Source organism: Pseudescherichia sp. L3, from assembly GCF_024656065.1.
Classification (GTDB): Bacteria; Pseudomonadota; Gammaproteobacteria; order Enterobacterales; family Enterobacteriaceae; genus Pseudescherichia.
The window spans coordinates 47,725-73,279 of the sequence record NZ_JANKYC010000001.1 but is presented as its reverse complement, the minus strand read 5'-3'; the positions used below and the strand labels follow the sequence as shown (position 1 = coordinate 73,279).

The window sequence follows — 25,555 nt, the reverse complement described above, 5'->3', positions numbered from 1 at the left end:
CCGCATCATACAGACATGCTGCCGCAACCCCCTTGCCCGCACCGTGCCATTCTAAGGCCAAAGACAGGGTTTCCAAGTACAGCGCTGTTATAAAGGCAGGAATGAATTAATATTCTATCTGGTTAATTTTATTTTAACATTTCAGCATAGAAAAACATTTCCTCATAAGAAAAAATTATGTTTTTTGCATTCGGAACATAAATAACACTCGATTCATCACTAGGATAGAAAAAATCATCCCATGCTTTTATAAACACATCCGAAGAGATGACAATAGCGGCTGCTCTCCGTCCCCAAAAGAATAAAATATCAGAGACCCCTCTTAACTTCTCGCGAAAAAAGATAGCAGACTCTTCTTTCTCATCAAAATCTAATTCCATTTTTTCAATGATACGACATTGCGATGGTTTAATATTCATTAACATATCAAATGGAAAAACCAGATCCCAAAGTTTCTCAGACTCATCCCCATTAAAAAACACAATCTTTCTTTTCTCATCACGAGATAAATGACAATCTTCTGAGTTCAGACGCCAGGCTATAGGGTAGAGAGTTTCATCAAAAATCATATCAGTCATAAAAAATGTGCCCTTTTCCGCTACCAGGAGCCTTCTTACCTGAACCGTAATCCGACCATTTTATATGTGGCAGGTTATTCTCTGGCGCATTCATAGTATGAGACTCACTAGGATGATGTTCAAAACCAGTCTTATCAGGATAATTTTTACTTCCAAAATACTCTGGATACTCTGGGATTTTAGGTTTAGAGTCTTTCAACAGATTTTCCGCAGTACTTTTATCTGCAACCCTAAAATTAGGCTTACTGCTGCCATTATTCCTTATCATATCAACAGCCTGTTTCCACTCTTTAGAACCAGGTTTTGTGACGGGCAGATTCGAAGCATCACCAACCTCATTATCAGTCAGCCCGCACTTTAATAAACCCAGCGGATCGATCCAGCTTAATGGATTCGGCGCATACTGGTAGAGGTTCAGCCCTCCCGCCAGCCCTATGGGATCCTGCTGGGTAAACCTGCCGCAGTCCGGGTCGTAGTACCGGAACAGATTATAGTGAAGTCCCGTCTCACGGTCCAGGTACTGGCCCTGCATCCGCAGGTTCTGGGCATACGGCAGCTGTGCGTCCCGCTCGTGCAGCAGTTTGCCCCATGCACTGTTCTGTGCCTCCTGGCACACCCGGCCTTCCGCATCCGTCAGGCGCTCCGGCGTGCCGTTGGGCTGGTTATGGAACCAGTAGATGTCCGGGGTATTCACGCCGTCAATACGGGCCAGCGGCTCGTGGCTGTGCTGATCGCTGTAAACATAGGTCAGCGGCACCGCATCCCGGATCTCCTGCAGCAGCCGGGCCCCCTCCCAGACAAACCGGGTGGTCACCTCCCTGCCGTGCGGCTGCCCTGCCAGCGTCCGGCGGCAGGTCTTGCTGATACGGCGGCCCAGCGGATCGTAGCGGAAGCTGACCGCCACCTGCGGCCGGGTGCGGTCGCGCGGCCGGCTGGTGACCTCCGCCAGGCGGTGCTCCCCGTCGTAGCGGTAGTGCCAGCGGGTCTGGCCGTCGTCCTTCTCCACGGTGCGGCCATGAACGTCGTAGCGCCACTGAATACCGTTGAGCTGCGTCACACGGTTGTGGGTTATCTTCTCCCCGGATTGCTCTGTCGGATTACCTGCCGCATCCCACCGCCACTGCTCCCGGCCCGGCAGCGTGCCGTCCAGGGTCAGCAGCTAACAGTGAAAAGTCGAGAGCATCATAGTGACCGCTTTCAGATCCTTTTATGACATACTATTTTTAATCACTCTTGCATTATTTGCGACATCATCTAGCAGCACTTCCTCTTCTTGAGATAAAACTGAGCTAGTAAAACTATGGCCCATAAAAACACATTAAAGTATCTAGATCATCGATATCTTTTGTTATTAGTATATTTTTTCCATAGAATCATATTTATACCTTATTTTTTTCATAGGAATGGTATGTTCACTCTCTCTTGCCAAATCCATTAGCTCATTAATGCCTGATTTTTTTTAAAGTTCTCGCTAGTAGTTCAAATAACATTATTTCAGAATCTTTCTTTTCTATAGTGTGTATTTTTTAATCCGGTAATATTTCTATGGAATCAAAACTAATAACCGGTCCATCTGCATGTAATTGCACAGCCCCCCTTTTACATACTTAGGGTATGGTTCAAGTTTAGTAGGATGAGTATTACCATCCCATCTGGGAACAAAAGCCGTAGGTTTACCATTTTTGTACAACTGAAGCGTATCAAACGCTCTACACATGCGAGCATCACTCTTGTTAGAATCATTAGAATTTATTTCTTTTTCTATAGTCTTTCCATTCTGAATCATTTTTAAAGGAGGCTCTATATTTACAAGCTATAACACCTACAGTGTTCCAAGGATCGTAAGCCGCATCGAGATGGCCCCAGTCTCCACCTACAGGCATCTCAGTATTTGTTTTATCAAAAAACCACTTCCTAAGAGCTTTTGTGACTTTCCCTTCAGGTTTGTTTTGCTCTCCATTCATTATATTCTCTGGGGATAAATACCAACTTGAAAGCAAAGAGTCATCATTAACTGGATAAGTAAAACTCACAATCAAAAATATTTTTGACTTTTTTTTCTTATCTACCAATACAATTCTATAGGATATAACTTCATTATCATTTCTTATCCACTCTTCCCATGGGAGATCTTTGCTTATAAGATTCCTCTTGGTTTGCCAAGGTGATAATAAAATGCCATTACATATAGTCAAGCTATTTAGCTGAAATTTTAATTTCATATTTTAAACACCTAATCCAAAAGCATCCCCAATAGGTTCTAAGACGGTTTTATAATTCGATAAAAAGAATTGTGTCCCGCCACCTGATCCAAATCCTCTTAATGGATCTTGTGATAAAGCTATACCTGTACCCACAATGGCTTCCCTTTTAACACGATAAGCTTGTATTTTACCTCTATATCTATATGTAGGGTGTGGTAAAACTTGTAAGCTTTTCCAAAGTTTTTCTCTGCTACCGCCGGCTGCATCAAGAGTTGTCTTGTTAAAATAAAAACCTGACTGCCCGGGAACACCGCCATAAACAATGTCACCTTCTTTAAGCATAACGTTTGACCAAGAGTCACGACCTTCATAAATGCCTCTTCCTTGCCACTGTCTGCCAAATGCAGCCTGGTTATGGTCGTTTGCTTTAGTCGGTGCACATTTGGCTTTTAACCCCCACGGATCCGCCCACCCCAGCGGATTCGGCGCATACTGGTAGAGGTTCAGCCCTCCCGCCAGCCCTATGGGATCCTGCTGGGTAAAGCGTCCGCAGTCCGGGTCGTAGTACCGGAACAGATTATAGTGAAGACCCGTCTCCCGATCCAGATACTGGCCCTGCATCCGCAGGTTCTGGGCATACGGCAGCTGTGTGTCACGCTCGTGCAGCAGTTTGCCCCATGCACTGTTCTGTGCCTCCTGGCACACCCGGCCTTCCGCATCCGTCAGGCGCTCCGGCGTCCCGTTGGGCTGGTTATGGAACCAGTAGATGTCCGGGGTATTCACGCCGTCAATACGGGCCAGCGGCTCGTGGCTGTGCTGATCGCTGTAGACGTAGGTCAGCGGCACCGCATCCCGGATCTCCTGCTGCAGCCGGGCCCCCTCCCAGACAAAGCGGGTGGTCACCTCCCTGCCGTGCGGCTGCCCTGCCAGCGTCCGGCGGCAGGTCTTGCTGATACGGCGGCCCAGCGGATCGTAGCGGAAGCTGACCGCCACCTGCGGCCGGGTGCGGTCGCGCGGCCGGCTGGTGACCTCCGCCAGGCGGTGCTCCCCGTCGTAGCGGTAGTGCCAGCGGGTCTGACCGTCGTCCTTCTCCACGGTGCGGCCATGAACGTCGTAGCGCCACTGAATACCGTTAAGCTGCGTCACGCGGTTGTGGGTTATCTTCTCCCCGGGTTGCTCTGTCGGATTACCTGCCGCATCCCACCGCCACTGCTCCCGGCCCGGCAGCGTGCCGTCCTGTGACAGCAGCCGTCCGGTGCTGTCGTACTGCCAGTGATACCAGCTGAACGGATCGTCGTCGCGCTCCTCGCGCACGGGGTTGTTGCGGTAGTCGTAATCCCACCGGCGGGACCAGCGGCGCGGGGCCGGACGCTGCGCGCTGCCGGTAAAGACGTCCCGGCGGTGCAGGCGGCCCGGGCGGTCATACCCGCTGCGGGTGGTGAGCGGGCCCTGGGTGCGGCTGACCTCCCGGTGCAGTTCGTCGCGGGTGAAGTCCGTCACCGGCAGGCCGTCAAGGGCGATGCCCAGCAGGTGGCCGCTGCCGTAGTAATGCTGCTTCAGCGTGCGCCCGTCCGGCAGCCGGAGTGCTGTGCAGTTGCCGGAGGCGTCGTAGGTCCAGACCAGTTCGCCGTGCTCCCCCTGCTCACGCGTCACGCGGCCGAGGGCATCATACTCCAGGCAGAGCTCCTGCTCCGCCTCTTTACTCCACGCACCGGCTGAAAGCGCAGGGTGCAGGGCGATGCGGCTCAGCAGTCCGCCCCTGGTGTAGTGCCGGCGGGTCTGGCCTTCGGGCGTGGTGTGCGTTAACAGCTGTCCGGCCGGGCTCCAGGCGAAGGTGTGGGTGATGGCGTCCGGATGCCCGGCGGCCTGGGTGCGCGACACGGTGCGCCCGCAGGCATCGTAACCGTAGCGGGTGACAACCCCGTCCGGCCCGGCCTCTTCCAGCAGCAGGGAGTCTGCCCCCGGGCGGAACCGGTACGTCTCCCCGTTCTCATTCTCCAGCGCGGTAAGGCGTCCCCGGCTGTCCCAGGTGCGGCGTACCGTCCCGCCCAGCGGGTCCGTGGTGGAAATAAGCCGCCCGGCCTCATCGTAAGCAAAGGTGCGGCGTTTACCGTCGGCCCCCTCGTGCGCCAGCGGCAGGCCCTGTTTACTCCAGATGAGGCGCGCCTGCCAGCCCTCCGCCCGCGCCAGCAGCACCGGGCGGCCTGCCGGGTCATAACCCCGGCGGGTCTCCTCCCCGTCCGCCGTGATTTCTGCGCTGAGCCAGCCCCGGGGATGCCAGCGGTAGCGGGTCACCCGCCCGGCACAGTCCGTGGCGCGGATGCGCTGCCCGGCGTCGTTATACTCCATGCGGCGGCTGTTCCCGGCGGTATCCACCTCCTCCACCACCCGGCCGTATTCATCGCGATGAAACAGCGTGCTCTGCCCCAGGGCGTCGACGATACGCGCCAGGCCGTGGTGCGCATCGTAGTAAAAGCGCGTGGTTGTCCCGTCCGGCTCCGTGACGGCCACCGGCAGGGCGCGGTGCCCCAGCCACTGCGTGGCCCGCATGTTGCCGTCCGCGTCGGTCTCCTGCACCCGGTTGCCGCTGTCGTCATACACGAACGTGACGGCATGACCCAGGGGGTCGGTGCGGCGCACCAGCTGCTCGTGTTCGTTCCAGTCGTACCGCCAGCTTTCACCCCGCTCATCCACAAAGCGGGTGATGAGCTGCTGTTCGTTCCAGTAGTGACGGCACGTGTGCCCGTCATACCGGGTCACGGTGGTCAGCCCGGCCGCCAGGTCGTAGGTGATGCGGCAGCCGTCGCCGGTGCTGGTCCGGGTCTCCACCACCCGCCAGTGGTCAGCGTGCTGCCAGCGGTACTCGCTCTCCGGCCCGCCCGCCAGGCGGTGCCAGACCATCAGGCCGTGGTCGTTGTAGCGGTACTCCCGCGTGGTCACGCCCGCGGCGTCGGTGGCGGCAGCCAGCTGACCGCGCGCGTCGTAGCGCCAGCGCATCAGCGGCCACGTTTTATCCCCGCCGGAGTGGGTGGCGGCGGTGACCCGCTGCGGGAAGCGCTCATCCTCATAGTGCAGCGTGACGTCGATGGCCCGGGGTTTGTCATGGAGACTGACCAGGCGGCCCTGCGCATCCCACTCCGTTTCCAGGGCGTTGCCGTACTCATCGCTGAGCGAGGCCAGCCGGAGCAGGCCGGGGTCAGTACGCACAGGCTTAAACAGCCGCCAGACGGCCCCGTCCTCATCCGCAATCGCCACGTCGCCGTGCGCATTGCGGCGGACCATCACCCCCTCGCTGATGCTGTACAGCGCCTGGTCGACCGCAGGGAGGGTAAAGCGCAGCTCACGCCCGGTCTCATCCCGCCAGGTCACCTCGTTTCCATGCAGCATGAGACAGCTGTCATAGGCGGTGGCCCAGCCCTGACCAAACAGCCCTTCGCGGGTGTTCAGGCTGTTGTAGCTCCGCTGCCAGCGCAGGGGAAAGCAGCCCGGCAGGGAGAAGTCGAGTTCACTCCCGTCATTCAGCACCTTCACCCCGGTGGCGGCATGCACCGGGTGCGGGGAGGCGAAGAGCGCGTTAACGGCCATATCTGCCAGCATGCCGCCCCCGGCCGCCGCCAGCGCACAGGGCATGTTTTTCAGCATGGTGCCGGGGCGGCCCCGGATGAGCGACAGGGCCACCATCGCCAGGGTCAGCCCCGGCACCTTACCGCTTTTAATATCCCGCACCCGCAGGGTCCCGCCGCCGATAATCACACTGGGCGACGCCCCCGACACGGTGCCGCCGCAGGTGGTGCGGTCCCCGGTGCGCACCGCAGGCTGGCCGTTGATAAACACGCTGTCAGACCCCTCCGCCAGATACTGAGGGCCTGAATGTCTGTCACACAGCACCCGGTCCTCTTCCCGCGGCGTGGTGCCCGGGTCGGCGGAGGCCACGGTGGGCTGCCACATCTCACTGCCCGTCTGCCCGGCGGCAGCGAGCAGCATCCCGCCGTAATCGGCGAAGCTGTCCGGGGACTGTGGCTCCGGGTCCGGCATATCCGCCGGGGTGAGCCAGCCCGCCGCCCGGGCCGCGGGCAGGCCGTTGATAATCACATCCGGCGAGCCGGTGACGATGTTACCCGCCGGCGACGGCGGAAAGAGCATGTCCCCCAGCCCCGCCGCCGCCTGCGTGATGTCGTCCGTGACACCGGCCAGGTTCGCCAGGACGCCGCCGATGATGCCGCTTAACACGCAGCCGGAGCCGATGGCCGCCACCCCTGCGGCCGCCGCGCCGGTACCCAGCAGCGGGGCGGCCACGGTGGCCGCCGCCGCAACGGCCGAGCCGGCGACGGCATACGCCACGCCCTCTGCCATAATGCCGGTGATATCGGCGAAGACGGAGGAGTGAATAATCTCATCGCCCTGCCGGGCCGCGTGGTTGTCGCTCATGATTCAGGCTGTGCTCCTGCGCTGATAATAAAATCCGTCTTGTCTAATGGCGGGCATGTCAGAAAGAGATAATTATTACGCTTACCGCTAATAATAAACGGCCGATGTTTTATTAAATAATTCAGCTTATGAGAGATGCACCTGTACTTTACTCTCTGCGTTTTTCTGCGTTTTGTTTTAAAATGCTATTTGTTTTTATCAACAATTCACCCTGTGAATAATACATATTATTACAGGATGCACTAACGCGATAAACGAGCATTGTGGCCACTTCGTCTATTAAGGTACTTTTTAGATATATTTCACACAGGGAAGATATTTATATTGGGCATATATAAAGCAGGAACCCTTTAATACAGAGAAGAGACTAAAAAACTCAATTTAATTACAGGGATTATTTCTGTTAGCTGCGATTGCTTGCTAAAAAGCCGGGTGGCGCTACGCTTACCCGGCCTACGAAACATGCACTCGTCTGGGAAACTACTTCTCCAGCGGCCAGAGCCAGGCCGCGCCGCGAACGCCGCTGGAGTCGCCGTGCACCGCCTTGCGGATAGGCGTTTCACACTCCCCGCCAAACACCCAGTTTTTGATCAGCTGCGGCACGGTTTTATAGAGCCGGTCGACGTTACTCATGCCGCCCCCCAGCACGATCACATCCGGATCGAGAATATTCACCACGTGCGCCAGCGACTTCGCCAGCCGCAGCTCGTAGCGGCTCAGCGCCAGCTCGGCAACGGCATCCTGCTCGTCCACCAGGCGAATAATCTCGTTGCCCTTCAGCGGCTGACCGCTCAGGCGATGGAAATCCCGGGCGAAACCGGTTCCGGAGATAAAGGTCTCAATGCACCCCTGCTTACCGCAGTAGCAAGGCACCTCTTCCCGATAGCGCAGCTCGTCTTCGTCCATCCACGGCAGCGGATTATGCCCCCACTCCCCGGCCGTGCCGTTGCCACCGGAGTGAGCGTGACCGTTAAAGGCGATCCCCGCCCCGCAGCCAGTGCCGATAATCACCGCGAAAACGGTCTGCGCTCCGGCCGCTGCGCCGTCGATGGCCTCTGAGACCGCCAGGCAGTTGGCGTCGTTAGCCAGACGCACTTCCCGCCCCAGGCGTTTACTGAGGTCTTTATCAAACGGCTGACCGTTCAGCCAGGTGGAGTTGGCGTTCTTCACTACCCCCGTGTAGGGGGAGATGGAGCCAGGGATCCCCATCCCCACCGTACCCCGCTGCCCCGTCTCTTTCTCTGCCATCTCGACCAGGGTGGCGATAGTCTCGATGGTCTGTTGATAGTCGTCGCGCGGGGTGGGCAGACGGTGGCGGAACAGCTGTTCACCGCTGTCGCCGAGCGCAATAACCTCTGTTTTCGTGCCGCCCAAATCAATACCTATACGCACAGCGATCTCCTTATTTTTAGCAATATCAAGAGAGTAGAACCCCACCGGGGGATTAGCAATGCAAGCGGCAAGACAATTCGCTATCATGCCCGCTGCATTTAACGACAAGGCTGTGGAAAATATCATGCTGTGGTTCAAAAATTTAATGGTTTACCGTCTCAGCCGCGATATTGCGCTGCGTGCAGAGGAGATGGAAAAACAGTTATCCGCGCTCTCATTTACCCCTTGCGGTAGCCAGGATATGGCAAAAACCGGCTGGGTTCCGCCGATGGGTTCACACAGTGATGCTTTGACCCACACCAACAACGGCCAAATCATCATTTGCGCCCGTAAAGAAGAGAAGATCCTGCCGTCATCGGTCGTCAAGCAGACGCTGGAAGCCAAAATTGCCAAGCTGGAGGCCGATCAGGGCCGCAAGCTGAAGAAGACCGAAAAAGATTCGCTGAAGGATGAGGTGCTCCACTCCCTGCTGCCCCGCGCTTTTAGTCGCTTCAGCCAGACCATGATGTGGATCGATACCGTCAATGGCCTGATCATGGTCGACTGCGCCAGCGCCAAGAAAGCGGAAGATACGCTGGCCCTGCTGCGTAAAAGCCTCGGTTCGCTGCCGGTAGTGCCGCTGACGCTGGAAAACCCTATCGAACTAACCCTGACCGAATGGGTGCGCAGCGGCAGCGCGGCGCAGGGCTTCCAGCTCCAGGACGAGGCCGAGCTAAAGGCGATCCTTGAAGATGGCGGTGTGATCCGCTGTAAAAAGCAGGATCTGGTGAGCGATGAGATTGCGGTGCACATTGAAGCGGGCAAGCTGGTGACCAAGCTGGCGCTCGACTGGCAGCAGCGTATTCAGTTTGTGATGTGCGACGACGGCTCGATCAAGCGGCTGAAGTTTGCCGACGAGCTGCGCGACCAGAATGATGACATCGACCGGGATGATTTTGCCCAGCGTTTTGACGCAGACTTTATTCTGATGACTGGCGAGCTGGCGGCGCTGGTGCAGAGTCTGGTAGAAGGCCTCGGCGGCGAAGCGCAGCGCTAAGGCAGGACGCACTGTCCCCTCAATGCAGGGGACAGATGCAGGGGACAGGCAGACGCGTTACAGGTAGCGGCAGAGGTAAGCGCTGGCTTCGGCCACCTGCAGATGAAATTCGCTATGGCCCGGCACGTTGAACACCTCGCCAGCAGAATACGTTTTCCACTCGGTATCGCCGGGCAGCAGCACGTTCAGTGCGCCACTCACCACGGTCATCTCTTCCGGCTGAGCCGTCCCAAAGGTGTACTCACCCTCGGCCATCACGCCTACGCTAGCGCGGCCAGTGCTGCTGCTGGTAAAACCAATGGATTTCACTTTACCGGAAAAGTATTCATTACTTTGAAGCATGGGTGGCCCTTATAAATAAGTGTATGGAAAATCACTATAGGGGCCAGCCTTCATCTCTGTCACGCAAAATTTCTGTCACGAAAATGGCTATAGCAGCAGCTCAGAGGCCAGACGGGCCACCAGCACATTAGAGAGCAGCACCGGCACGTCCAGCGCTTTTTGCAGCAGATCACGGTGCTTTTGGTAATAGCCGAGGCAGTCCAATATCAGTACGTCAGCGCCTTTTGCGATCAGCGCTTTTCCGGCGGCGATAAGTTCGTTTTCGTGACCCTGCAGGGGGCTGGCAACGTCATAGTAAGGGGCCTTCTCTAATAGTTGCCACTTCTCCATCTGGCCTTCGACAAGCGTGGCCAAAGGCACAATGACGCCGACCTGATGTCCATCGACAATAGAGGAGACCAGCGGAGGGATGATTCGGTCAGGCTCCAGCAAAATAGCATGACGGACTGACAGGGAAAGCCCGGTAAAACGCTCGGTGCTCATGAGTAAAATGACGTCGTAGTTTTGTTTATCAATGACGCCGATGAGGGCCTGCAAATCGCGCTCTACCTTCTTGCGCGAAACCTGTGCCACTTCACCATTGTTTAGCAGTGCATGAACGGGCCTCTCCCCCGGCTCGATGGCGTAATCCTCATAAACATCCTGAGGATCCATCTTCCCCAGCAAACTAATTTGGGTGATCTGCTGCGCGTCAATGTGCTCGGTCAGGAGCGGCATCACCACATCAACAGGCACCACACCCACGGTGAGGATAGCCAGGGTTGCACTCATCTTTGTTTCCGCCTTTCATAACGTCAGTCTGCTGTTCTTATCATTATGCTACTGACCTATGCTCTCATAACAATTCTGTAACGTTCAACCTCCCGCTTCTTAAAGGCTGTCTGAATTTATGAAGCGGGAGAGTGTGAGTTACGTTTTATCAGGATCCTCATAGCGCCGTTTAGCATCCAGCGCCTCCTGCTCGCTCTCGTGCTCGCTAATCAGCGAGTCGGGTTCCGGATGATCGGCACGAAGTTGATACCAGGTTACCGTCTCCTGCTGGCCTCCTTTCTCAACGGTAACAATGCGGGCTTCACGCGGGTAAGGCGGTCTTGTAGGCATAGCGCTTCCTTTTTTATTGGTAGAGCTATGAGTATAGCTAAAGGCCACGATCTGCAATTAGCTCGCTCGCGCCAGCAGTAGCGCCGCCTGGATATCGGCTACCACCTGCTCCGGCGTCTGGGCAGCATTGACAATATGATGCGCCGCCTCGCGGTAGAGTGCGTCGCGCTGGGCCAGCACCTCGCTGACCTCCTCGCTTATTGGTCTGCCGGTGAGCGTTGGGCGCTGCGCCTCTTCAGGGAAAGCCTCCAGCCGCTCTGCCAGTACCGCTACCGGGGCGCAAAGATAGATGACCACGCCCGTCTCGCGCATAAAGCGGCGGTTAACCTCGCTGAGAATAATTCCGCCGCCGGTAGCAATCACCGTCGCTGGCGCGGAGACGGCCTGCAACGCTGCGGTTTCACGGGCACGGAAACCGGGCCAGCCCTCTTTTTCAACAATCGTCGCGATGGTCATCTGCGCCTGCTCCTGCAGCGCGTGGTCGGTATCTACAAACCGGCAGTCTCGCACCTGAGCCAGCTCAACACCGATGGTGGATTTTCCACAACCGCGAGCGCCAATTAAAAAGATGGGTAACGTCATGACCTGGAGTTCTCCCCTGTTCCACGATCTGCGGAACACAAATAGTTGAAGCGCCATACTATTACACTAGTACGAAAAATACGTAAATAAAACGTTACGAATTTATGATGATACTGCGATGAATGGCGTGCTTCAGAGTGTAAAGATAAAATGGCATCTGTCGCGCCACCTTACTTTAAAGGGCGTCCCGTTGACAAGTCCTGCCGTGCTCGCGCCAGCAACCACTTATCTAACTCGGCGGCAAAATGCTGGCGATCGCGTTGGGAGAGCGTATCCGGCCCGCCGGTCTGTACGCCGCTGGCCCGCAGGGTATCCATAAAATCACGCATCGTCAGCTTCTCGCGGATGGTGGCCTCGCTATAGCGTTCGCCACGCGGGTTAAGCGCCGCCGCACCTTTCGCCAGCACTTCTGCCGCAAGGGGAATATCGGCGGTGATCACCAGATCGCCCGGGCTACACAGACGCACAATTTCGTTATCGGCTACGTCAAAGCCCGCCGGCACCCGCAGGGAGCGGATAAATTTTGAAGGGGGTACGCGCAGAGTCTGATTCGCCACCAGCGTCAGCGGCGTCTGCGTACGTTCGGCTGCACGAAACAGGATCTCTTTAATTACATTTGGACACGCATCCGCATCCACCCAAATTGCCATAGCTGCTCCTGAATAGTTTATGGTCACTATGATAAGCTATAACTCCCCCATTAATCACACATTCAGGGAAAAGGCGATGGAGAAAAAGATCGGATTTATCGGCTGCGGCAATATGGGCAAGGCTATTCTGGGCGGGATGATTGCCAGCGGCCAGGTACAGCCAGAGCAGATTTGGGTCTACACCCCGACACCTGAGAAGGTCGCTGCCCTCAGCAGTCAGTATGGCATCAACCCGGCGCAGAGTGCGCAGGAGGTCGCGCAGATCGCCGATATCGTCTTCGGCGCGGTGAAGCCCAACGTAATGATCAAAACGCTGAGCGAGATCACTTCCAGCCTGAATAAAGAGACGCTGGTGGTATCGATCGCCGCAGGCGTTACCCTTGACCAGCTGGCGCGCGCCCTTGGCCACGATCGCAAAATCGTGCGCACCATGCCTAACACCCCGGCGCTGGTCAATGCCGGCATGACCTCCATCACTGCGAACGCGCTGGTGACCCCGGAAGACGTGGCCGACGTGCTGGCTATTTTCCGCAGCTTTGGTGAGGCGGAAGTGGTAGCCGAGTCGATGATCCACCCGGTGGTAGGCGTCAGCGGCTCTGCGCCTGCTTACGTCTTTATGTTTATCGAGGCGATGGCCGACGCTGCCGTGCTGGGCGGTATGCCGCGCGCGCAGGCCTATAAGTTTGCCGCTCAGGCGGTGATGGGCTCGGCAAAAATGGTGCTGGAGACCGGTAAACACCCCGGCGAGTTGAAGGATATGGTCTGCTCACCGGGCGGCACCACTATTGAAGCTGTGCGGGTGCTGGAGGAGCGTGGATTCCGCGCTGCGGTGATTGAAGCGATGACCAAGTGCATGGAGAAATCCGAGGCGTTAAGCAAACTTTGACAGTTGCGGCTGTAGGCCCGGTAAGCATAGCGCCACCGGGCGTCTCTGTGCCGATGCAGTAATGCCGGGCGGCACTGCGTTTGCCCGGCCTACGTTAGGCACGGTGCGGCTTGCAGGTGATAGCAGTATCTACCAAACAACGTCATGCTGCTACTTCCGTGCGGCCGCGACCGCCTTTTTTGGCTTTGTAGAGCGCCACGTCAGCGGCCTTGAGCCAATCCCGGCAGTGCTCCGTGCCGGGGGTGAGCGGCGCGAGGCCAATGCTAATTTGCAGCGCCAGATGTGGAGCGCAGGGTAGCCGGATCTCCGCCAGCGTATCGTGAACCCGGCTCATCGCCGCAAGCGCGCTGTCAACCGGCGTACCGCTCATGATCACCGCAAACTCATCGCCGCCGAAGCGTCCGATAATGTCGCTTCCGCGCAGGGTCATCTGCAGATGGCGGCTAATGGCGATAATCGCCTCATCCCCTACGTCATGGCCATAGGTGTCGTTGATGGCCTTAAAGTAGTCCACATCGATCAGCAGTAGGGTCGCCATCCGCTGGTTGCGTCGGCAGCTCTCAAACTCATTGCGCAGCAATATTTCCCAGTGCCGCCGGTTATAGAGGCCGGTCATGCCGTCGCGGGTGCTCATAATGCGCAGGCGCTGCTTCTGCCTGGCGAGGCGGGTGAAGGTACGAAAGCTTACCCAGGCAAACAGCGGCGGATAGAGCAGGATAAACGGCAGGCAAAGCCACCACTCCAGCGGCGCGCTGGTGAAGGTTATCGCCGTGCCGGTAAGCTGGAGCATCACCAGGCTCGCGCCCAGCAGCAGGACGATGCCAATACCAAACAGCCGCGGCCCGCCCATGCCCATCAGCATCAGGCTAACCATCATCACCAGCACCGCCGACGGCATGATGTTCATTCCCATCACGCCGATCCAGATCCCTGCCAGGATAGCATCAATCTTGAGGTTATTGATTTCGGCGGCGTGAGGATCGCTTGAGCGGCTCGCCAGCTGCCAGGCAAGATGTGGCCAGATAAAAGACCAGCTTAAGAGAAATAGCCACCAGCCTCCAGCTACGGGCTGGGAGGTCATCGCGCCACCTAAGGGAAAGAAGAGGCATCCAAGGCCAAAAATACGCGGCAGGCGAAGTCGCCGGGCAAAAAGCTGGCCAGACAGGAAGTGCTCGTCCTGGTTAGGGGTCTCGACCCACTCCTTGTTAACAGCAGTTTTAGAATAAAGATTGTTATCATTCATCATTATTGGGAATATTCTGAAACATTTCCCAAAATTATAGAGAGGTGCGGCGGGGAGAAAGTATGATATTTCGGGTGAGAGGAAGATCACACTCACCCAATAGGGTTAAGCTTACCGGGAGCGTGGATGGTGCAAAAGTCTATTAAGGTACTGCTGCAACAGCGCGGTGTCCTGATGCGGTACCTGCGAGTCAGGGCCAGCTACCTCCAGCGCACCTTCAATACTTTGAATTAATGCCTGCTGCTCCGGCTGTGCCATATGACGCAGTAGAGCGGTAACCACAATCTCCAGCGCCTCAACCTGCGCCACCAGCTCTTTAGACTCTTCTTCCTTTTCCGCTAGCTTAACCAGCAGCTCTGCAATCAGGTTTTTCATCGCGTACCATCCTCATACACAACACGTTAAGATTTTCAGCCAACGTTATCATGGCATATTACGTAAAAATAACATTTTTAATACTATTTTTGCGAAGCACCCGCGGCGGTTCGTCGGGTCTGCCTGAGTATGATTGCCAGCTGCCAGATATTGATCAGCACAACCACGGCGGTGGCGATGAACACCCAGCGGAAGCCAGCCATTGCAGAGATACTTGCCCCCATCAATGGCCCGGCAACATTGCCCAGATACATAAACGACTGGTTATAGCCAAAGATGCGGCCGGTCACCTGATCGCTGGAGTATTTCAGTAGCAGCGTCTGCACCGCAGGCAGCATTGCCCCGTCAGCAAACCCCAGCATGAAGCGTAAGATACCCAGCTGAAGCGGCGTGGTCACGAACGACATAGCAAAAAAGAGCGCCACCGCGCAGATTAGCGTCGCCATCAGGATCCGCGACGTGCCGATCCGATCGCCGAGCTTGCCAAGGCGCGGGGCCGACATTAGCGCTGAGACGCCCGGCACCGCGGCAATCATGCCGCTCAGAAAGGCGATATTGCTGCTGTCCGGGGCCAGCGACTGGACAAACAGCGCCAGAATGGGCCCCACCGAGCCGTTACAGAGCTGGATCACCATGGTGGTCACGAACAGGCTTACAATGAGCTTCGGATAGGGCAGGCTGGCAAATACCGCTTTGCCGGTCAGGCGCTGCGCCTTGCTGACGTTGGGCCGTACCCCCTCTTTAATCAGAAACAGGGTCACCAGAAAGCTGACCATCAGCAGCGTGGCGGTGATGAAAAACACCGCTCGCAGGCCAACGTGGTCGGCAAGAAAGCCCCCCAGCAGCGGGCCACCGATAACGCCGCTGATCTGCGCCGTGGAGAGCGTGCTGAGCGCCCAGCCGCTGCGCTCGCGCGGCACCTGGGAGGCCACCAGCGCCATCGCGTTGGGAATATAGCCCGAGGTCAGCCCCATAATGGCGCGCAGAAATAGCAGCTGCCAGACGTTAGTGGCAAACGCCTGCAAAAGGATCGCTATCGCCATGCCCAACGAGGCGCGGAGCAGCATCAGCTTGCGCCCCTTACGGTCGGCAAGGCTTCCCCACATCGGCGAGACGATGGCCGACACCATAAAGGTCACGCTGAAGGTTAGCCCGGACCAGATCGACAGCGCCTCGTGTGAGGTCACGCCCATCTCGGCAATATAGAGCGGCAAGAACGGTAAAATCTGGCTGATCGCAAGGCCGGTAAAGAAGCAGCCAAACCAGACCGAAATAAGATTAACCTTCCAGGATTCCATAAGCATCTGCAATTATTCAGGTTTTAACAGCAGGCTCCAGCATAGCATAACTGTAGATTATGCTTAGCGGCACTTAATGGCATAACCCATAGCCACGCATCCCCAGATGAAAATGGTTGGCATGGGCGGCGTTATAGTCTGGCCCCAGGCCGTTACCATAGTAAGCACAGCTGGCGCTCAGCATCGCCCGCAGCCAGGGCTGGGTTTTATCCTGCTTCCAGCCGCGCAGCACCGTTACCTGCTGCCCGTTAGCGAGACGAAAGCCGCTGATGTCCAGCGCCTCGGCGGTGGCGTGCTCGCTCAGCCGGGCGTTGGCGCGATGGTATATATTGCGGCAGGCGTAGCTGCCAAAATGATCGATGCGCACCAGCTCGCTGGACATATACCGCGCGGTCAACGGCCGGGCCTGCTGCTGTACAAAAAGTGCCGAGCTGAGTGCCAGCGGACAGGAGGCGAGAAAGCTGCTGCTGAGCTTAACCGGGCCAAAATCCCGTACCCGGACGGTGTGGGTCAGCGGGCAGGTGCCGGTGCTGTCGGCGACGGGCTGGGAAGCAATCAGCTTCTTTTGGTTAGCTTCCACCAGCAGGGCATCACACTGCTCGGGCGTCAGCCGCTTGAGCTTAAACTGGGTAATGCGGCCCGGCGGATCGTCGAGGCGCAGCGGCACAAAGGGGTTGTAGTACGAGGGCAGGTGACGATAGCCCACTACCCCTGCACCGACAATAAACAAAAAAACGATGGCTCCTGTGCCTCTCACGCGCTCCCCCTTTAATCACCTAAAAACATTATGGCAGAAGCGCGCGAATCACGCGTTTTGCCGTGGTAAGGTATCTTTTTTCTGGATAAGAAGAGTGGATGTGGTGATGGCAAAAATGCGGGTAGGGATCGTTTTTGGTGGGAAATCAGCAGAGCATGAAGTATCGCTTCAGTCGGCAAAAAATATTGTCGATGCTATTGATAAGAGCCGCTTCGAGGTGGTGCTGCTGGGGATAGATAAACAGGGTCAGTGGCACGTCAACGATGCGGCTAACTATTTGCAGAACGCCAGCGATCCGGCACGTATCGCGCTGAATCCTTCCGCTATCAGCGTGGCGCATATTCCCGGCAGAGAGACGGCGCAGCTTATCAACGCCGAGAGCGGTACGCCCCTGCCGGCGGTAGACGTAATCTTCCCTATCGTTCACGGCACGCTGGGGGAAGATGGCTCCCTGCAGGGGATGCTGCGGATGGCAAACCTGCCGTTCGTGGGTTCCGGCGTGCTCGGATCGGCGGCCTGTATGGATAAAGATGTCACCAAGCGCCTGCTCCGCGATGCCGGACTGAAGATTGCGCCCTTCATTACCCTCACCCGCGCTAACCGTCAGCGATACGCTTTTGCCGAGGTGCAGGCGCAGCTGGGTCTGCCGCTGTTTGTCAAACCGGCTAACCAGGGCTCGTCAGTAGGCGTCAGCAAGGTCACCAGCGAGGCGCAGTACTATGCCGCCGTCGACCTTGCCTTTACGTTCGATCATAAGGTGGTGGTAGAGACCGGCATTAAGGGGCGGGAGATCGAGTGCGCCGTGCTGGGGAACGACAACCCCGAGGCCAGTACCTGCGGTGAGATCGTGCTCAACAGCGAGTTCTACGCCTACGACACCAAATACATCGATGACAACGGTGCGCGGGTGGTGATCCCGGCGGCGATCGATCCGGCAGTGAACGACGCCATTCGCCAGACCGCCGTTGCTGCCTACGAAACGCTGGGGTGCGCCGGTATGGCGCGGGTCGACGTCTTCCTGACCGACGACAACGATATCGTTATCAATGAGATCAACACCCTGCCCGGCTTTACCAATATCAGCATGTATCCCAAGCTGTGGCAGGCCAGCGGCCTCGGCTATACCGATCTGATCAGCCGCCTGATCGATCTGGCGTTAGAGCGCCATCAGGCCGATAGCGCCCTGAAAAGTAGCATGGCTTAATCCTGCGATTCTGCCGCTGTCTCTTCCTCGGGACGGCGGCGAATTATCAATCCCGCCAGCCAGAAACCGATCGCCCAGGTGACCAGGCCGACCGCGTAGCTTTGCCAGCCCTTCGCTTCAAATCCCAGCAGCCCAACCACGCCGTTAAGAATAAAGATCAGCCCGATAGCAAAGGCGTAGTAGTGCCAGTCACGGCGAATTTTGGCAGGCAGTTTCATAGCAGCTCCGGTAGAGAAAAACAGCATCGCTGCATATTACCCACCGCAAGCCCCTGACGCATGCGGAAAATCCGAAATCGTTAATAAAACGCAACAAAAGTCATGAATTTGTGACTGGAGATGTAAAACCTTAAATAGGGCTAATAATAATGCGTAAATTGTCACCAATCTGATATTGACAATCCTCCTGACCTGTCAAAATTAGCCTGAATTACTGGTGTATTACCAGCTCAATAACGCGTATCGGAGGTCACTATGGCAGAATTTATGATGTCGAAGCCCTTTGCCAACGAGAAGAAACGAGACGCCTCCACGCCGGGCAATATCGCTTATGCCGTCTTCGTGCTGCTCTGCTTCTGGGCAGGTGCGCAGCTGCTGAACGCGCTGATACACGCTCCCGGCGTGTTTGAAAATCTGATGCAGATGCAGGAGAGCAACCGGCCACGTATTGATATGGGACTTGGCGTGGGCACGATTTTTGGTCTGGTTCCGTTTCTCATTGGCAGCGCCCTGCTTGGCGTTATCGCCCTGCTGCTGCGCTGGCGTCACTACTAACGTGACGCCGCAATTACATTAATTCCCTTGCATACAGCGCGCCCGACGATCGTCCACGCGCTTCGCAAACCAGGCTGTTGTCAGGTTGCGGGTGATCTTCGGGCTCTCAAGCTGGATCCCCGGCAGCAGCGCTCTCGGTAGCGTCTTCCCACTCTTCTTCTCCGCCAAACGATAGACCCCTTTATAGAGTTCGGTCTCCTCAAACGCCTGACGATCGCCCTGCTCCAGCTGATCGCGGATCTCAGCGTCGCTGAGGCCCAGCTGCGGCCCTAGCTTGCGCACTGCCTGTTCGGTGCTGCCCGCGTCACGGCTACCGTAGAGGATGACGTCCCCGTCCAGCGCCAGCTTCACGCCGCTGGCCTTGCTGACCGCGCTCTGGAACGCGGCATTGCGGCTGGCGTACCAGCCGGCGTTAAAGTCGGCGAAGCGGTAGAGCGGCTCGCTGTAGCTGGCTGGGTAGTTAAGCAGGTGGTAAGTCCCGAACCACAGACCGCCGCGCCGGGAGAAGACCTCCTGGCGTACGGTGCCCTCCATCTTCCACGGATAACCCCGGCTATGCTGCTCGGCAAAGGCGATGCTGACCTGCATCGGCCCACCGGTGTGCACAGGGTTAAGAGAGCCAAACAGCGTCTGCCCCAGCGGAACGATGTTAATCAGGTCGTCGAAAATCGCACTAAGCTGCTTCTCGGTTTTAACCTTATCGAGCCGCTCGGCGTAGCTTTTGCCGTTGGGCGAGGGAACCTTCAGCGCGGTGCGCACCACAAAAGCGGGAATGTGCAGCCGCCCGGCGCGCTTCTCAATCTCCTGCCAGGCGATTTTGTTCAGCCCCGGTACGGCAGGATCGGCCTGATAGTTCGACTCCTGCTGCGCCACCGCCAGCACCGAGCAGACGTTCTCCCGCGTCGGCGCAAGGGACTGGCTCTTGAACGCAGTAGCAAGATCCTCTGCCCAGGCGTCACGATCCTTTACGCTGGCAGGGATCTTCTGCCGCACCAGCTTCGCCACGTCCACCGCCTTCTCGCCCTCTTTGAGCGGCGGCGGTTGCGAGGTGCTACAGCCGACGAGGATCGCGCCCGCCAGCAGGGTTAAACCGCGTGATGCTTGCATAGCCGCTCCGGTCATTAGCTGAGTGAGGTTGTCGCGTGTACGACATCCTCGCCGTCAAGTTCACGCTCAAAGGTACGTAAACGCTTATAGATAGACATCAGTTCCACCAGCGTGGTCCATGAGTTGATCAGGTACTGGAACGAGCTGCGCACCTGGTCGAAAACGTTGGTGATCTGGGTCATCAGGCCGAGCGTAATCGTACCGGCAACCATCGATGGAAACAGCAGGAACAGGCCGAAAACGTTGTCGATTTGCAGATAGAAAATGCGCGCAATGTTGAAATACATGTAGTGGAAGTAGAGGCGGAAATAGTTCCGCCGCACCGCGCCAAACAGCTCGCGCACGGTCGGCGGCGAGGCGCGCTCAGGATCGTCCTCGCCATAGACCAGCTCCTTACGGTAGGCCGCTTCGACACGCTGGTTCTTAAACTCCAGCCCCGGCAGCTTGATACCTACCACTGCCAGCAGGCCGGTACCGACCAACGACCAGACGATAGCAGCGATCACCAGCCCGTAGGGAACGTGGCCAACGATCGGCAGCTCCGGCACGTGTGGCGACAGGGCAACAAGGATCGGCAGAAACGCAATCAGCTTCATGATGGCGTTGAGCAGGCTGACCCCCATATCCTCCAGCGTCGAGGAGAAGCGCATGGTGTCCTCCTGCACACGCTGGGCCGCACCCTCGATATGACGCAGGCGGTGCCAGTTGGCCATGTAGTATTCGTTCATCGCCGTACGCCAGCGGAAAACGTAGTGGCTAACGAAGAAGTTATTCAACACCGCGACGGTAACCGCAATCATCGCGATGCCAAGGAACACCCCTGTTTCATGGTAGAACTGGCCGATGGTTACCTTATGCGGCGCGCTGAGGGCGCGCTGGATCAGATCGTAAAACGGCGCGTACCAGGCGTTAATCGCCACGCTGACCTCGACCATAAACCAGGTGACAAAGATAATCAGCGCGGTGCCGAGAATCGACCAGCGCTGCCAGCGGTGCGGGGCGTAAGTAAACCAGAACAGGGCAAACGCGGCCACGCACAGGGCGTAGTAAGCGTAAAAGATCAGGTAGCTGCCGGACCAGAAGCGCGACGCGCCTATCGGGGTCTCTTTAGACGCCCCTAAAATACGGGTTAACCACTCCCCGCCGCCCGCCTGCCAGAAGATGACGGCGATCAGCGACCACAGGATCGCCGAGAGCAAAAACGGCCCCGGCTTGGGGAAAAAAGATTTAAACATGAAATACTCCTGCGACGGCTCACTCTTATTGTGTCGTTAATTCGCTATGGGTATGAAAATACCGAAGCCAGTGAGATTACCACAAGCGCGCTATGTCAAAAGAAGACATTGTGTTGCAGGAAAAAAGCGTCTGTTTACCCGGCGTTACGCTTGACCGCAAAATAAAGCGCTTTTCCGGGCTTTGCATCGCACCGGTAAGTAGTATAAATACCCTCTATCTCTTTAACTTTTGTGATGGATGCTGTCGTTGAAACGTTGCCTGCTCTTATCCACCCTGTTGTGCGCCCTGACCTTTTCATCAGTCAATGCGGCACAGATCTCCCCCGATCCCGAATTTGCGTCCGATATTGTCGATCGCTATGCCAACCATATCTTCTATGGCAGCGGCGCAACCGGCATGGCGATGGTGGCGATCGACGGCAACCAGCGCGTGTTCCGCAGCTTCGGTGAAACGCGTCCGGGCAACAACGTGCGCCCGCAGCTCGACTCGCTGATCCGCATCGCCTCTATCTCCAAGCTGATGACCAGCGAAATGCTGGTGAAACTGCTCGACCAGGGCGTGGTGAAGCTCAACGATCCGCTCAGCAAGTATGCACCTCCCGGCGCACGGGTGCCGAGCTGGCAGGGAGCGCCGATCACGCTGGTGAACCTGGCGACCCACACCAGCGCCCTGCCCCGCGAGCAGCCCGGCGGCGCGGCGCAACGCTCGGTCTTTACCTGGCCGACGCGCGATCAGCGCTGGAACTGGCTCTCTACCGCCACGCTGAAAACGGCACCCGGCTCGCAGGCGGCCTATTCAAACCTCGCCTTTGACCTGCTGGCCGATGCGCTAGCCAACGCCGCCGGTAAGCCCTACCCGCAGCTATTCGACGAGCAGATCGCCCGCCCGCTGGGGATGAAGGACACCACCTTTACCCCCTCACCGGATCAGTGCCGCCGCCTGATGGTAGCGGAGAAAGGAGCCAGCCCCTGCGACAACACCCTGGCGGCAATCGGCAGCGGTGGGGTCTACTCCACGCCGGGAGATATGATGCGCTGGATGCAGCAGTTCCTCTCCTCGGACTTCTACGCCCGCAGTAACCAGGCCGACCGGATGCAGACCCTGATCTACCAGCGCACCCAGCTCACCCGCGTGATAGGTATGGACGTGCCAGGCAAAGCCGACGCGCTGGGGCTGGGCTGGGTCTACATGTCACCGAAAGATGGCCGACCGGGGATTATTCAAAAAACCGGCGGCGGCGGCGGGTTTATTACCTATATGGCGATGATCCCCAAGAGCAACGTCGGCGTTTTTGTGGTGGTGACCCGCTCTCCCCTGACCCGCTTTAAAAATATGAGCGACGGGGTTAACGATCTGGTCAGCGAGCTGAGCAGCAACCCGCCGCAGATCGTCCCGGCCTCCTGATCCTCTCCCTCCCTCCGGGGTGATTAACGCCTGTTTTGGCGAAACACCCCGGGGTTGATTGGGTTATAATAGCCCCCTGATTCACCAACCTCAGGCATACCATGACCGATTTAATTAACCGCCCGCGCCGCCTGCGCAAGTCTCCCGCGCTGCGTGCCATGTTTGAAGAGACAACGCTGAGCCTCAATGACTTCGTGTTGCCTATCTTTGTTGAAGAAGAGCTGGACGACTATAAAGCCATCGAGGCCATGCCGGGCGTGGTGCGCATTCCGGAGAAGTATCTCGCCCGTGAGATCGAGCGCTTCGCCAACGCGGGCATTCGCTCGGTCATGACGTTTGGTATTTCCCACCACACCGACGCTACCGGCAGCGATGCCTGGAAAGAGGATGGCCTGGTGGCGCGTATGTCGCGGATCTGTAAGGACGCGGTACCGGAGATGGTGGTGATGTCCGACACCTGTTTCTGCGAGTACACCTCTCACGGTCACTGCGGCGTATTGTGCGATCACGGCGTGGATAACGACGCAACCCTGCTCAACCTGGGTAAGCAGGCGGTGGTTGCCGCTGCTGCCGGGGCTGATTTTATTGCGCCATCTGCCGCAATGGACGGCCAGGTGCAGGCGATCCGTCAGGCGCTGGACGCCGCGGGCTTTACCGATACGGCGATCATGTCCTACTCCACCAAGTTCGCCTCCTCCTTCTACGGCCCGTTCCGTGAAGCAGCCGGGACGGCGCTGAAGGGCGATCGTAAAACCTACCAGATGAACCCGATGAACCGCCGGGAAGCGATCCGCGAGTCACTGCTCGACGAAGCGCAGGGCGCAGACTGCCTGATGGTTAAGCCCGCAGGCGCGTACCTCGACATCCTGCGCGATATCCGCGAGCGTACCGAGCTGCCTCTCGGCGCGTATCAGGTCAGCGGTGAGTATGCGATGATCAAGTTTGCTGCCCAGGCCGGGGCTATCGACGAGGATAAAGTGATCCTCGAAAGCCTTGGAGCGATCAAACGCGCCGGTGCGGATCTGATCTTCAGCTACTTCGCGCTGGATCTGGCCGAACGAAAAATCCTGCGTTAAATCGCCGTGCCCGGTGGCGCTCTGCCTGCCGGGCCCCTAAAGTTCACCTCCCTGTCACATAAACGCCATCTCGCCCTTCTACTGTCTGCCTAAGACGGATGAAGGAGCCACCATGTTTAGTCTCGACAGCGTTCTTGATGACCTCTGGCCACAGGCCAGGCCCGCCCCCTGGCAACGCAATCTGCTAAAACGCCTGCTCTATGAAGAGGAATTTCAGCAGTTCGCCGCCCGCCATCGCCACCTGAAGGGGCTGGATATGGTTGAGCAGATCCTTGAGCACCTTCGCATCCGCAGCACCCTCTCCGCCCACGACCTTGAGCAGATCCCCGAGCATGGCCCACTCATCATTGTCGCCAACCATCCTACCGGCACCCTCGATGGCCTCGCCCTGCTTCATGCCGTCTCCCGCGTGCGGCGGGATGTCAAAGTCGTTACCAACCGGATGCTGAGTCATCTTCAGCCGCTCAGCTCGCTGTTTATTCCCGTCGATAACCTGGGCGGACGCACGCGTAAATCCTCGCTGCTGCAGATGGAAACGCAGCTCCAGCAGGGCGGCGTGCTGATCTTCTTTCCAGCGGGCGAAGTGTCGCGCCTGACTCGCCACGGCATTGGCGACAGCGCATGGCACAGCGGCTTCGTGAAGCTGGCGGCAAAGTTTCATACCCCGCTGCTGCCGGTATTTATTCGCGCTCACAACAGCCCACTCTTCTACGCCAGCACGCTAATCTCCTCTACCCTGCCGATGCTGCTGCTGATGCAGCAGATGTTTCGCCGCCAGGGCAGCAGCCTGCCTATCACCCTCGGCCAGCGCATTCCCTGGGAGAGCCTGCATAGCCCGCACGCCAGCGCCCGCGAGACGGCGGAGCGGTGTCGCCAGCACATTATCCGTCTGGGTAAAGGTCTGCCGGGGCTGTTTAAAACCGAGTGCGCCATCGCCCGGCCAGAGCCGCGCCTGACCCTGAAACGCGCCCTGGCGCAGGCAGAGTGCCTGGGCCAGACCGCGGATGGCAAGACCATCTACCTTTGGCAGCGCAACGGCGAAGAGGATGTCCCGGTGCTGCGCGAGCTAGGCCGCCTGCGGGAGATCGCCTTTCGCGCCGTGGGGGAAGGCAGCGGGCAGCGGCGTGATATTGACCGCTATGACGATGACTATTTGCATTTGATCCTATGGGACGAGGCGGATCTGGAGATCGTCGGCGCATACCGCTTTATGCCCACGGCGCAGCAGGTAGCGCAGCAGGGAGTGGGCGGGCTGTACAGCTACAGCCTGTTCCACTACGACGATAAAATGGATGCTATTTTGCAGCATGGCATTGAGCTCGGGCGCAGCTTTATTCAGCCGCGCTACTGGGGCCGTCGCGGGCTGGACTATCTCTGGTCGGGAATTGGTGCATACCTGGCGCGCTACCCGCAGTACCGCTACCTCTTCGGCCCGGTGTCGATCTCTGGCGGGCTGCCTCCGGCGGCGCGGGATCTACTGGTGGCCTTCTACCGCCTCTGGTTCCCGCCGGTGCATCCGCTGGCTGCCTCCCGTCGCCCCTGGCCTGCCTCGCTTCCTGAGGTGCTGGCCCAGTTTACCGGCGACGATTACACCGAGGATCTTACCCGCCTGAAGTCGCTGCTTGGCAACCTGGGCTGCGGCATTCCGCCGCTCTACAAGCAGTATTCAGAGCTGTGTACGCCGGGCGGCGTTCAGTTTATCGATTTCGGTAGCGATCCGGACTTCAACCACTGCGTGGATGGCCTGGTGCTGGTGGATCTCACCCATCTGAAAAGCCAGCGCTATGCGCGCTATATCGGTGCGCATCTGGAGCGTGTTTAACGCCCGGTGGCGCGTGGCGGTGCACGGTTTTAAAGCACTTTGCTCATATCGTTGAAATGGC

Annotated in this window: 23 protein-coding genes and 1 pseudogene; 7 read left to right on the top strand and 17 right to left on the bottom strand. The window is 57.7% G+C overall.

The annotated features are described in order from the left end of the window. Positions 1-128: 128 nt before the first annotated feature. From NR795_RS00360 to mak, 5 genes and pseudogenes are all read right to left on the bottom strand, one after another. A complete protein-coding gene (locus NR795_RS00360) occupies positions 129-578 on the bottom strand; it encodes a hypothetical protein (protein ID WP_257756696.1) in 450 nt (149 codons plus the stop codon). A 361-nt stretch (positions 579-939) separates the two neighbouring features. After that, positions 940-1,737 (bottom strand): annotated as a pseudogene (locus NR795_RS00355) (RHS repeat-associated core domain-containing protein); the annotation flags it as partial. A 583-nt stretch (positions 1,738-2,320) separates the two neighbouring features. Next, a complete protein-coding gene (locus NR795_RS00350) occupies positions 2,321-2,800 on the bottom strand; it encodes a hypothetical protein (protein WP_257756694.1) in 480 nt (159 codons plus the stop codon). A 3-nt stretch (positions 2,801-2,803) separates the two neighbouring features. Next, positions 2,804-7,210, bottom strand: coding sequence for an RHS repeat-associated core domain-containing protein (locus NR795_RS00345; RefSeq protein ID WP_257756692.1), 4,407 nt, complete (start codon positions 7,208-7,210; stop codon positions 2,804-2,806). A gap of 480 nt (positions 7,211-7,690) precedes the next feature. Beyond that, positions 7,691-8,602, bottom strand: coding sequence for a fructokinase (mak, locus tag NR795_RS00340; protein ID WP_257756690.1), 912 nt, complete (start codon positions 8,600-8,602; stop codon positions 7,691-7,693). A gap of 124 nt (positions 8,603-8,726) precedes the next feature. On the opposite strand from mak, the gene rdgC reads away from it, so the two are divergent. Beyond that, positions 8,727-9,638: a recombination-associated protein RdgC gene (gene rdgC / locus NR795_RS00335; RefSeq protein ID WP_144819352.1), complete on the top strand. Its 912-nt coding sequence runs from the start codon at positions 8,727-8,729 to the stop codon at positions 9,636-9,638. 57 nt (positions 9,639-9,695) lie between these two features. On the opposite strand, the gene ppnP is transcribed toward rdgC, so the two are convergent. From ppnP to NR795_RS00310, 5 genes are all read right to left on the bottom strand, one after another. Next, on the bottom strand, positions 9,696-9,980 hold the full coding sequence (gene ppnP, locus NR795_RS00330) for a pyrimidine/purine nucleoside phosphorylase (protein WP_042391556.1): 285 nt from the start codon (positions 9,978-9,980) through the stop codon (positions 9,696-9,698). Positions 9,981-10,067: 87 nt separating this feature from the next. Continuing rightward, on the bottom strand, positions 10,068-10,751 hold the full coding sequence (locus NR795_RS00325) for an AroM family protein (protein ID WP_257756688.1): 684 nt from the start codon (positions 10,749-10,751) through the stop codon (positions 10,068-10,070). A gap of 138 nt (positions 10,752-10,889) precedes the next feature. Beyond that, positions 10,890-11,081: a YaiA family protein gene (locus NR795_RS00320; RefSeq protein ID WP_144819350.1), complete on the bottom strand. Its 192-nt coding sequence runs from the start codon at positions 11,079-11,081 to the stop codon at positions 10,890-10,892. A gap of 57 nt (positions 11,082-11,138) precedes the next feature. Then, on the bottom strand, positions 11,139-11,663 hold the full coding sequence (gene aroL / locus NR795_RS00315) for a shikimate kinase AroL (protein ID WP_144819349.1): 525 nt from the start codon (positions 11,661-11,663) through the stop codon (positions 11,139-11,141). 170 nt (positions 11,664-11,833) lie between these two features. Beyond that, positions 11,834-12,313: a YaiI/YqxD family protein gene (locus NR795_RS00310; RefSeq protein ID WP_144819347.1), complete on the bottom strand. Its 480-nt coding sequence runs from the start codon at positions 12,311-12,313 to the stop codon at positions 11,834-11,836. Between the two features lie 76 nt (positions 12,314-12,389). Here NR795_RS00310 and proC point away from each other — a divergent pair, with 76 nt between their 5' ends. Next, positions 12,390-13,199, top strand: coding sequence for a pyrroline-5-carboxylate reductase (gene proC, locus NR795_RS00305; protein WP_144819345.1), 810 nt, complete (start codon positions 12,390-12,392; stop codon positions 13,197-13,199). A gap of 142 nt (positions 13,200-13,341) precedes the next feature. Here the strand turns inward: proC and adrA are convergent, their stop codons facing one another. The 4 genes from adrA to NR795_RS00285 form a co-directional block, all read right to left on the bottom strand. After that, the gene (adrA, locus tag NR795_RS00300) at positions 13,342-14,457 is read right to left on the bottom strand and encodes a diguanylate cyclase AdrA (protein ID WP_257758252.1); all 1,116 of its coding nucleotides are present in this window, start codon (positions 14,455-14,457) and stop codon (positions 13,342-13,344) included. Between the two features lie 96 nt (positions 14,458-14,553). Then, positions 14,554-14,817, bottom strand: coding sequence for an anti-adapter protein IraP (gene iraP, locus NR795_RS00295; RefSeq protein ID WP_257756685.1), 264 nt, complete (start codon positions 14,815-14,817; stop codon positions 14,554-14,556). Between the two features lie 83 nt (positions 14,818-14,900). Then, on the bottom strand, positions 14,901-16,115 hold the full coding sequence (locus NR795_RS00290; RefSeq protein ID WP_257758251.1) for a multidrug efflux MFS transporter: 1,215 nt from the start codon (positions 16,113-16,115) through the stop codon (positions 14,901-14,903). A 73-nt stretch (positions 16,116-16,188) separates the two neighbouring features. Next, positions 16,189-16,872 (bottom strand): extensin family protein, encoded by a 684-nt coding sequence (locus NR795_RS00285; RefSeq protein ID WP_374543453.1) that lies wholly within the window; start codon positions 16,870-16,872, stop codon positions 16,189-16,191. A 106-nt stretch (positions 16,873-16,978) separates the two neighbouring features. Between NR795_RS00285 and ddlA the strand changes: the two genes are divergently transcribed. Next, a complete protein-coding gene (gene ddlA / locus NR795_RS00280) occupies positions 16,979-18,076 on the top strand; it encodes a D-alanine--D-alanine ligase (protein WP_257756682.1) in 1,098 nt (365 codons plus the stop codon). Here the strand turns inward: ddlA and NR795_RS00275 are convergent. Continuing rightward, on the bottom strand, positions 18,073-18,294 hold the full coding sequence (locus tag NR795_RS00275) for a DUF2754 domain-containing protein (RefSeq protein WP_103821603.1): 222 nt from the start codon (positions 18,292-18,294) through the stop codon (positions 18,073-18,075). The two genes, ddlA and NR795_RS00275, sit on opposite strands and share 4 nt — an antisense overlap. A gap of 255 nt (positions 18,295-18,549) precedes the next feature. Here NR795_RS00275 and NR795_RS00270 point away from each other — a divergent pair, with 255 nt between their 5' ends. Then, on the top strand, positions 18,550-18,849 hold the full coding sequence (locus NR795_RS00270; protein ID WP_042391545.1) for a DUF2755 family protein: 300 nt from the start codon (positions 18,550-18,552) through the stop codon (positions 18,847-18,849). A gap of 18 nt (positions 18,850-18,867) precedes the next feature. On the opposite strand, the gene NR795_RS00265 is transcribed toward NR795_RS00270, so the two are convergent. Together NR795_RS00265 and sbmA are read right to left on the bottom strand one after the other, a co-directional pair. Further along, complete coding sequence (locus NR795_RS00265; RefSeq protein ID WP_257756679.1) at positions 18,868-19,956, bottom strand: DUF1615 domain-containing protein; 1,089 nt, start codon at positions 19,954-19,956, stop codon at positions 18,868-18,870. 14 nt (positions 19,957-19,970) lie between these two features. After that, positions 19,971-21,191, bottom strand: a complete 1,221-nt coding sequence (sbmA, locus tag NR795_RS00260) for a peptide antibiotic transporter SbmA (protein WP_144819335.1) — start codon at positions 21,189-21,191, stop codon at positions 19,971-19,973. 247 nt (positions 21,192-21,438) lie between these two features. Between sbmA and ampH the strand changes: the two genes are divergently transcribed. From ampH to NR795_RS00245, 3 genes are all read left to right on the top strand, one after another. Further along, the gene (gene ampH, locus NR795_RS00255; protein ID WP_257756676.1) at positions 21,439-22,596 is read left to right on the top strand and encodes a D-alanyl-D-alanine-carboxypeptidase/endopeptidase AmpH; all 1,158 of its coding nucleotides are present in this window, start codon (positions 21,439-21,441) and stop codon (positions 22,594-22,596) included. A 101-nt stretch (positions 22,597-22,697) separates the two neighbouring features. Beyond that, a complete protein-coding gene (gene hemB / locus NR795_RS00250) occupies positions 22,698-23,672 on the top strand; it encodes a porphobilinogen synthase (protein ID WP_144819329.1) in 975 nt (324 codons plus the stop codon). A gap of 112 nt (positions 23,673-23,784) precedes the next feature. Further along, positions 23,785-25,494: a lysophospholipid acyltransferase family protein gene (locus NR795_RS00245; protein WP_257756673.1), complete on the top strand. Its 1,710-nt coding sequence runs from the start codon at positions 23,785-23,787 to the stop codon at positions 25,492-25,494. Positions 25,495-25,555: the final 61 nt, after the last annotated feature.

Coding starts and splice junctions, on each gene's coding strand:
- ppnP (WP_042391556.1), bottom strand. CDS start 9,980: ATGCTTCAAAGTAATGAATACTTTTCCGGTAAAGTGAAATCCATTGGT.
- NR795_RS00310 (WP_144819347.1), bottom strand. CDS start 12,313: ATGGCAATTTGGGTGGATGCGGATGCGTGTCCAAATGTAATTAAAGAG.
- ddlA (WP_257756682.1), top strand. CDS start 16,979: ATGGCAAAAATGCGGGTAGGGATCGTTTTTGGTGGGAAATCAGCAGAG.
- NR795_RS00265 (WP_257756679.1), bottom strand. CDS start 19,956: ATGCAAGCATCACGCGGTTTAACCCTGCTGGCGGGCGCGATCCTCGTC.
- sbmA (WP_144819335.1), bottom strand. CDS start 21,191: ATGTTTAAATCTTTTTTCCCCAAGCCGGGGCCGTTTTTGCTCTCGGCG.
- hemB (WP_144819329.1), top strand. CDS start 22,698: ATGACCGATTTAATTAACCGCCCGCGCCGCCTGCGCAAGTCTCCCGCG.
- iraP (WP_257756685.1), bottom strand. CDS start 14,817: ATGAAAAACCTGATTGCAGAGCTGCTGGTTAAGCTAGCGGAAAAGGAA.
- NR795_RS00290 (WP_257758251.1), bottom strand. CDS start 16,115: ATGGAATCCTGGAAGGTTAATCTTATTTCGGTCTGGTTTGGCTGCTTC.
- NR795_RS00360 (WP_257756696.1), bottom strand. CDS start 578: ATGACTGATATGATTTTTGATGAAACTCTCTACCCTATAGCCTGGCGT.
- proC (WP_144819345.1), top strand. CDS start 12,390: ATGGAGAAAAAGATCGGATTTATCGGCTGCGGCAATATGGGCAAGGCT.
- NR795_RS00350 (WP_257756694.1), bottom strand. CDS start 2,800: ATGAAATTAAAATTTCAGCTAAATAGCTTGACTATATGTAATGGCATT.
- NR795_RS00245 (WP_257756673.1), top strand. CDS start 23,785: ATGTTTAGTCTCGACAGCGTTCTTGATGACCTCTGGCCACAGGCCAGG.
- rdgC (WP_144819352.1), top strand. CDS start 8,727: ATGCTGTGGTTCAAAAATTTAATGGTTTACCGTCTCAGCCGCGATATT.
- NR795_RS00320 (WP_144819350.1), bottom strand. CDS start 11,081: ATGCCTACAAGACCGCCTTACCCGCGTGAAGCCCGCATTGTTACCGTT.
- NR795_RS00325 (WP_257756688.1), bottom strand. CDS start 10,751: ATGAGTGCAACCCTGGCTATCCTCACCGTGGGTGTGGTGCCTGTTGAT.
- aroL (WP_144819349.1), bottom strand. CDS start 11,663: ATGACGTTACCCATCTTTTTAATTGGCGCTCGCGGTTGTGGAAAATCC.
- NR795_RS00345 (WP_257756692.1), bottom strand. CDS start 7,210: ATGAGCGACAACCACGCGGCCCGGCAGGGCGATGAGATTATTCACTCC.
- NR795_RS00270 (WP_042391545.1), top strand. CDS start 18,550: ATGGCAGAATTTATGATGTCGAAGCCCTTTGCCAACGAGAAGAAACGA.
- NR795_RS00275 (WP_103821603.1), bottom strand. CDS start 18,294: ATGAAACTGCCTGCCAAAATTCGCCGTGACTGGCACTACTACGCCTTT.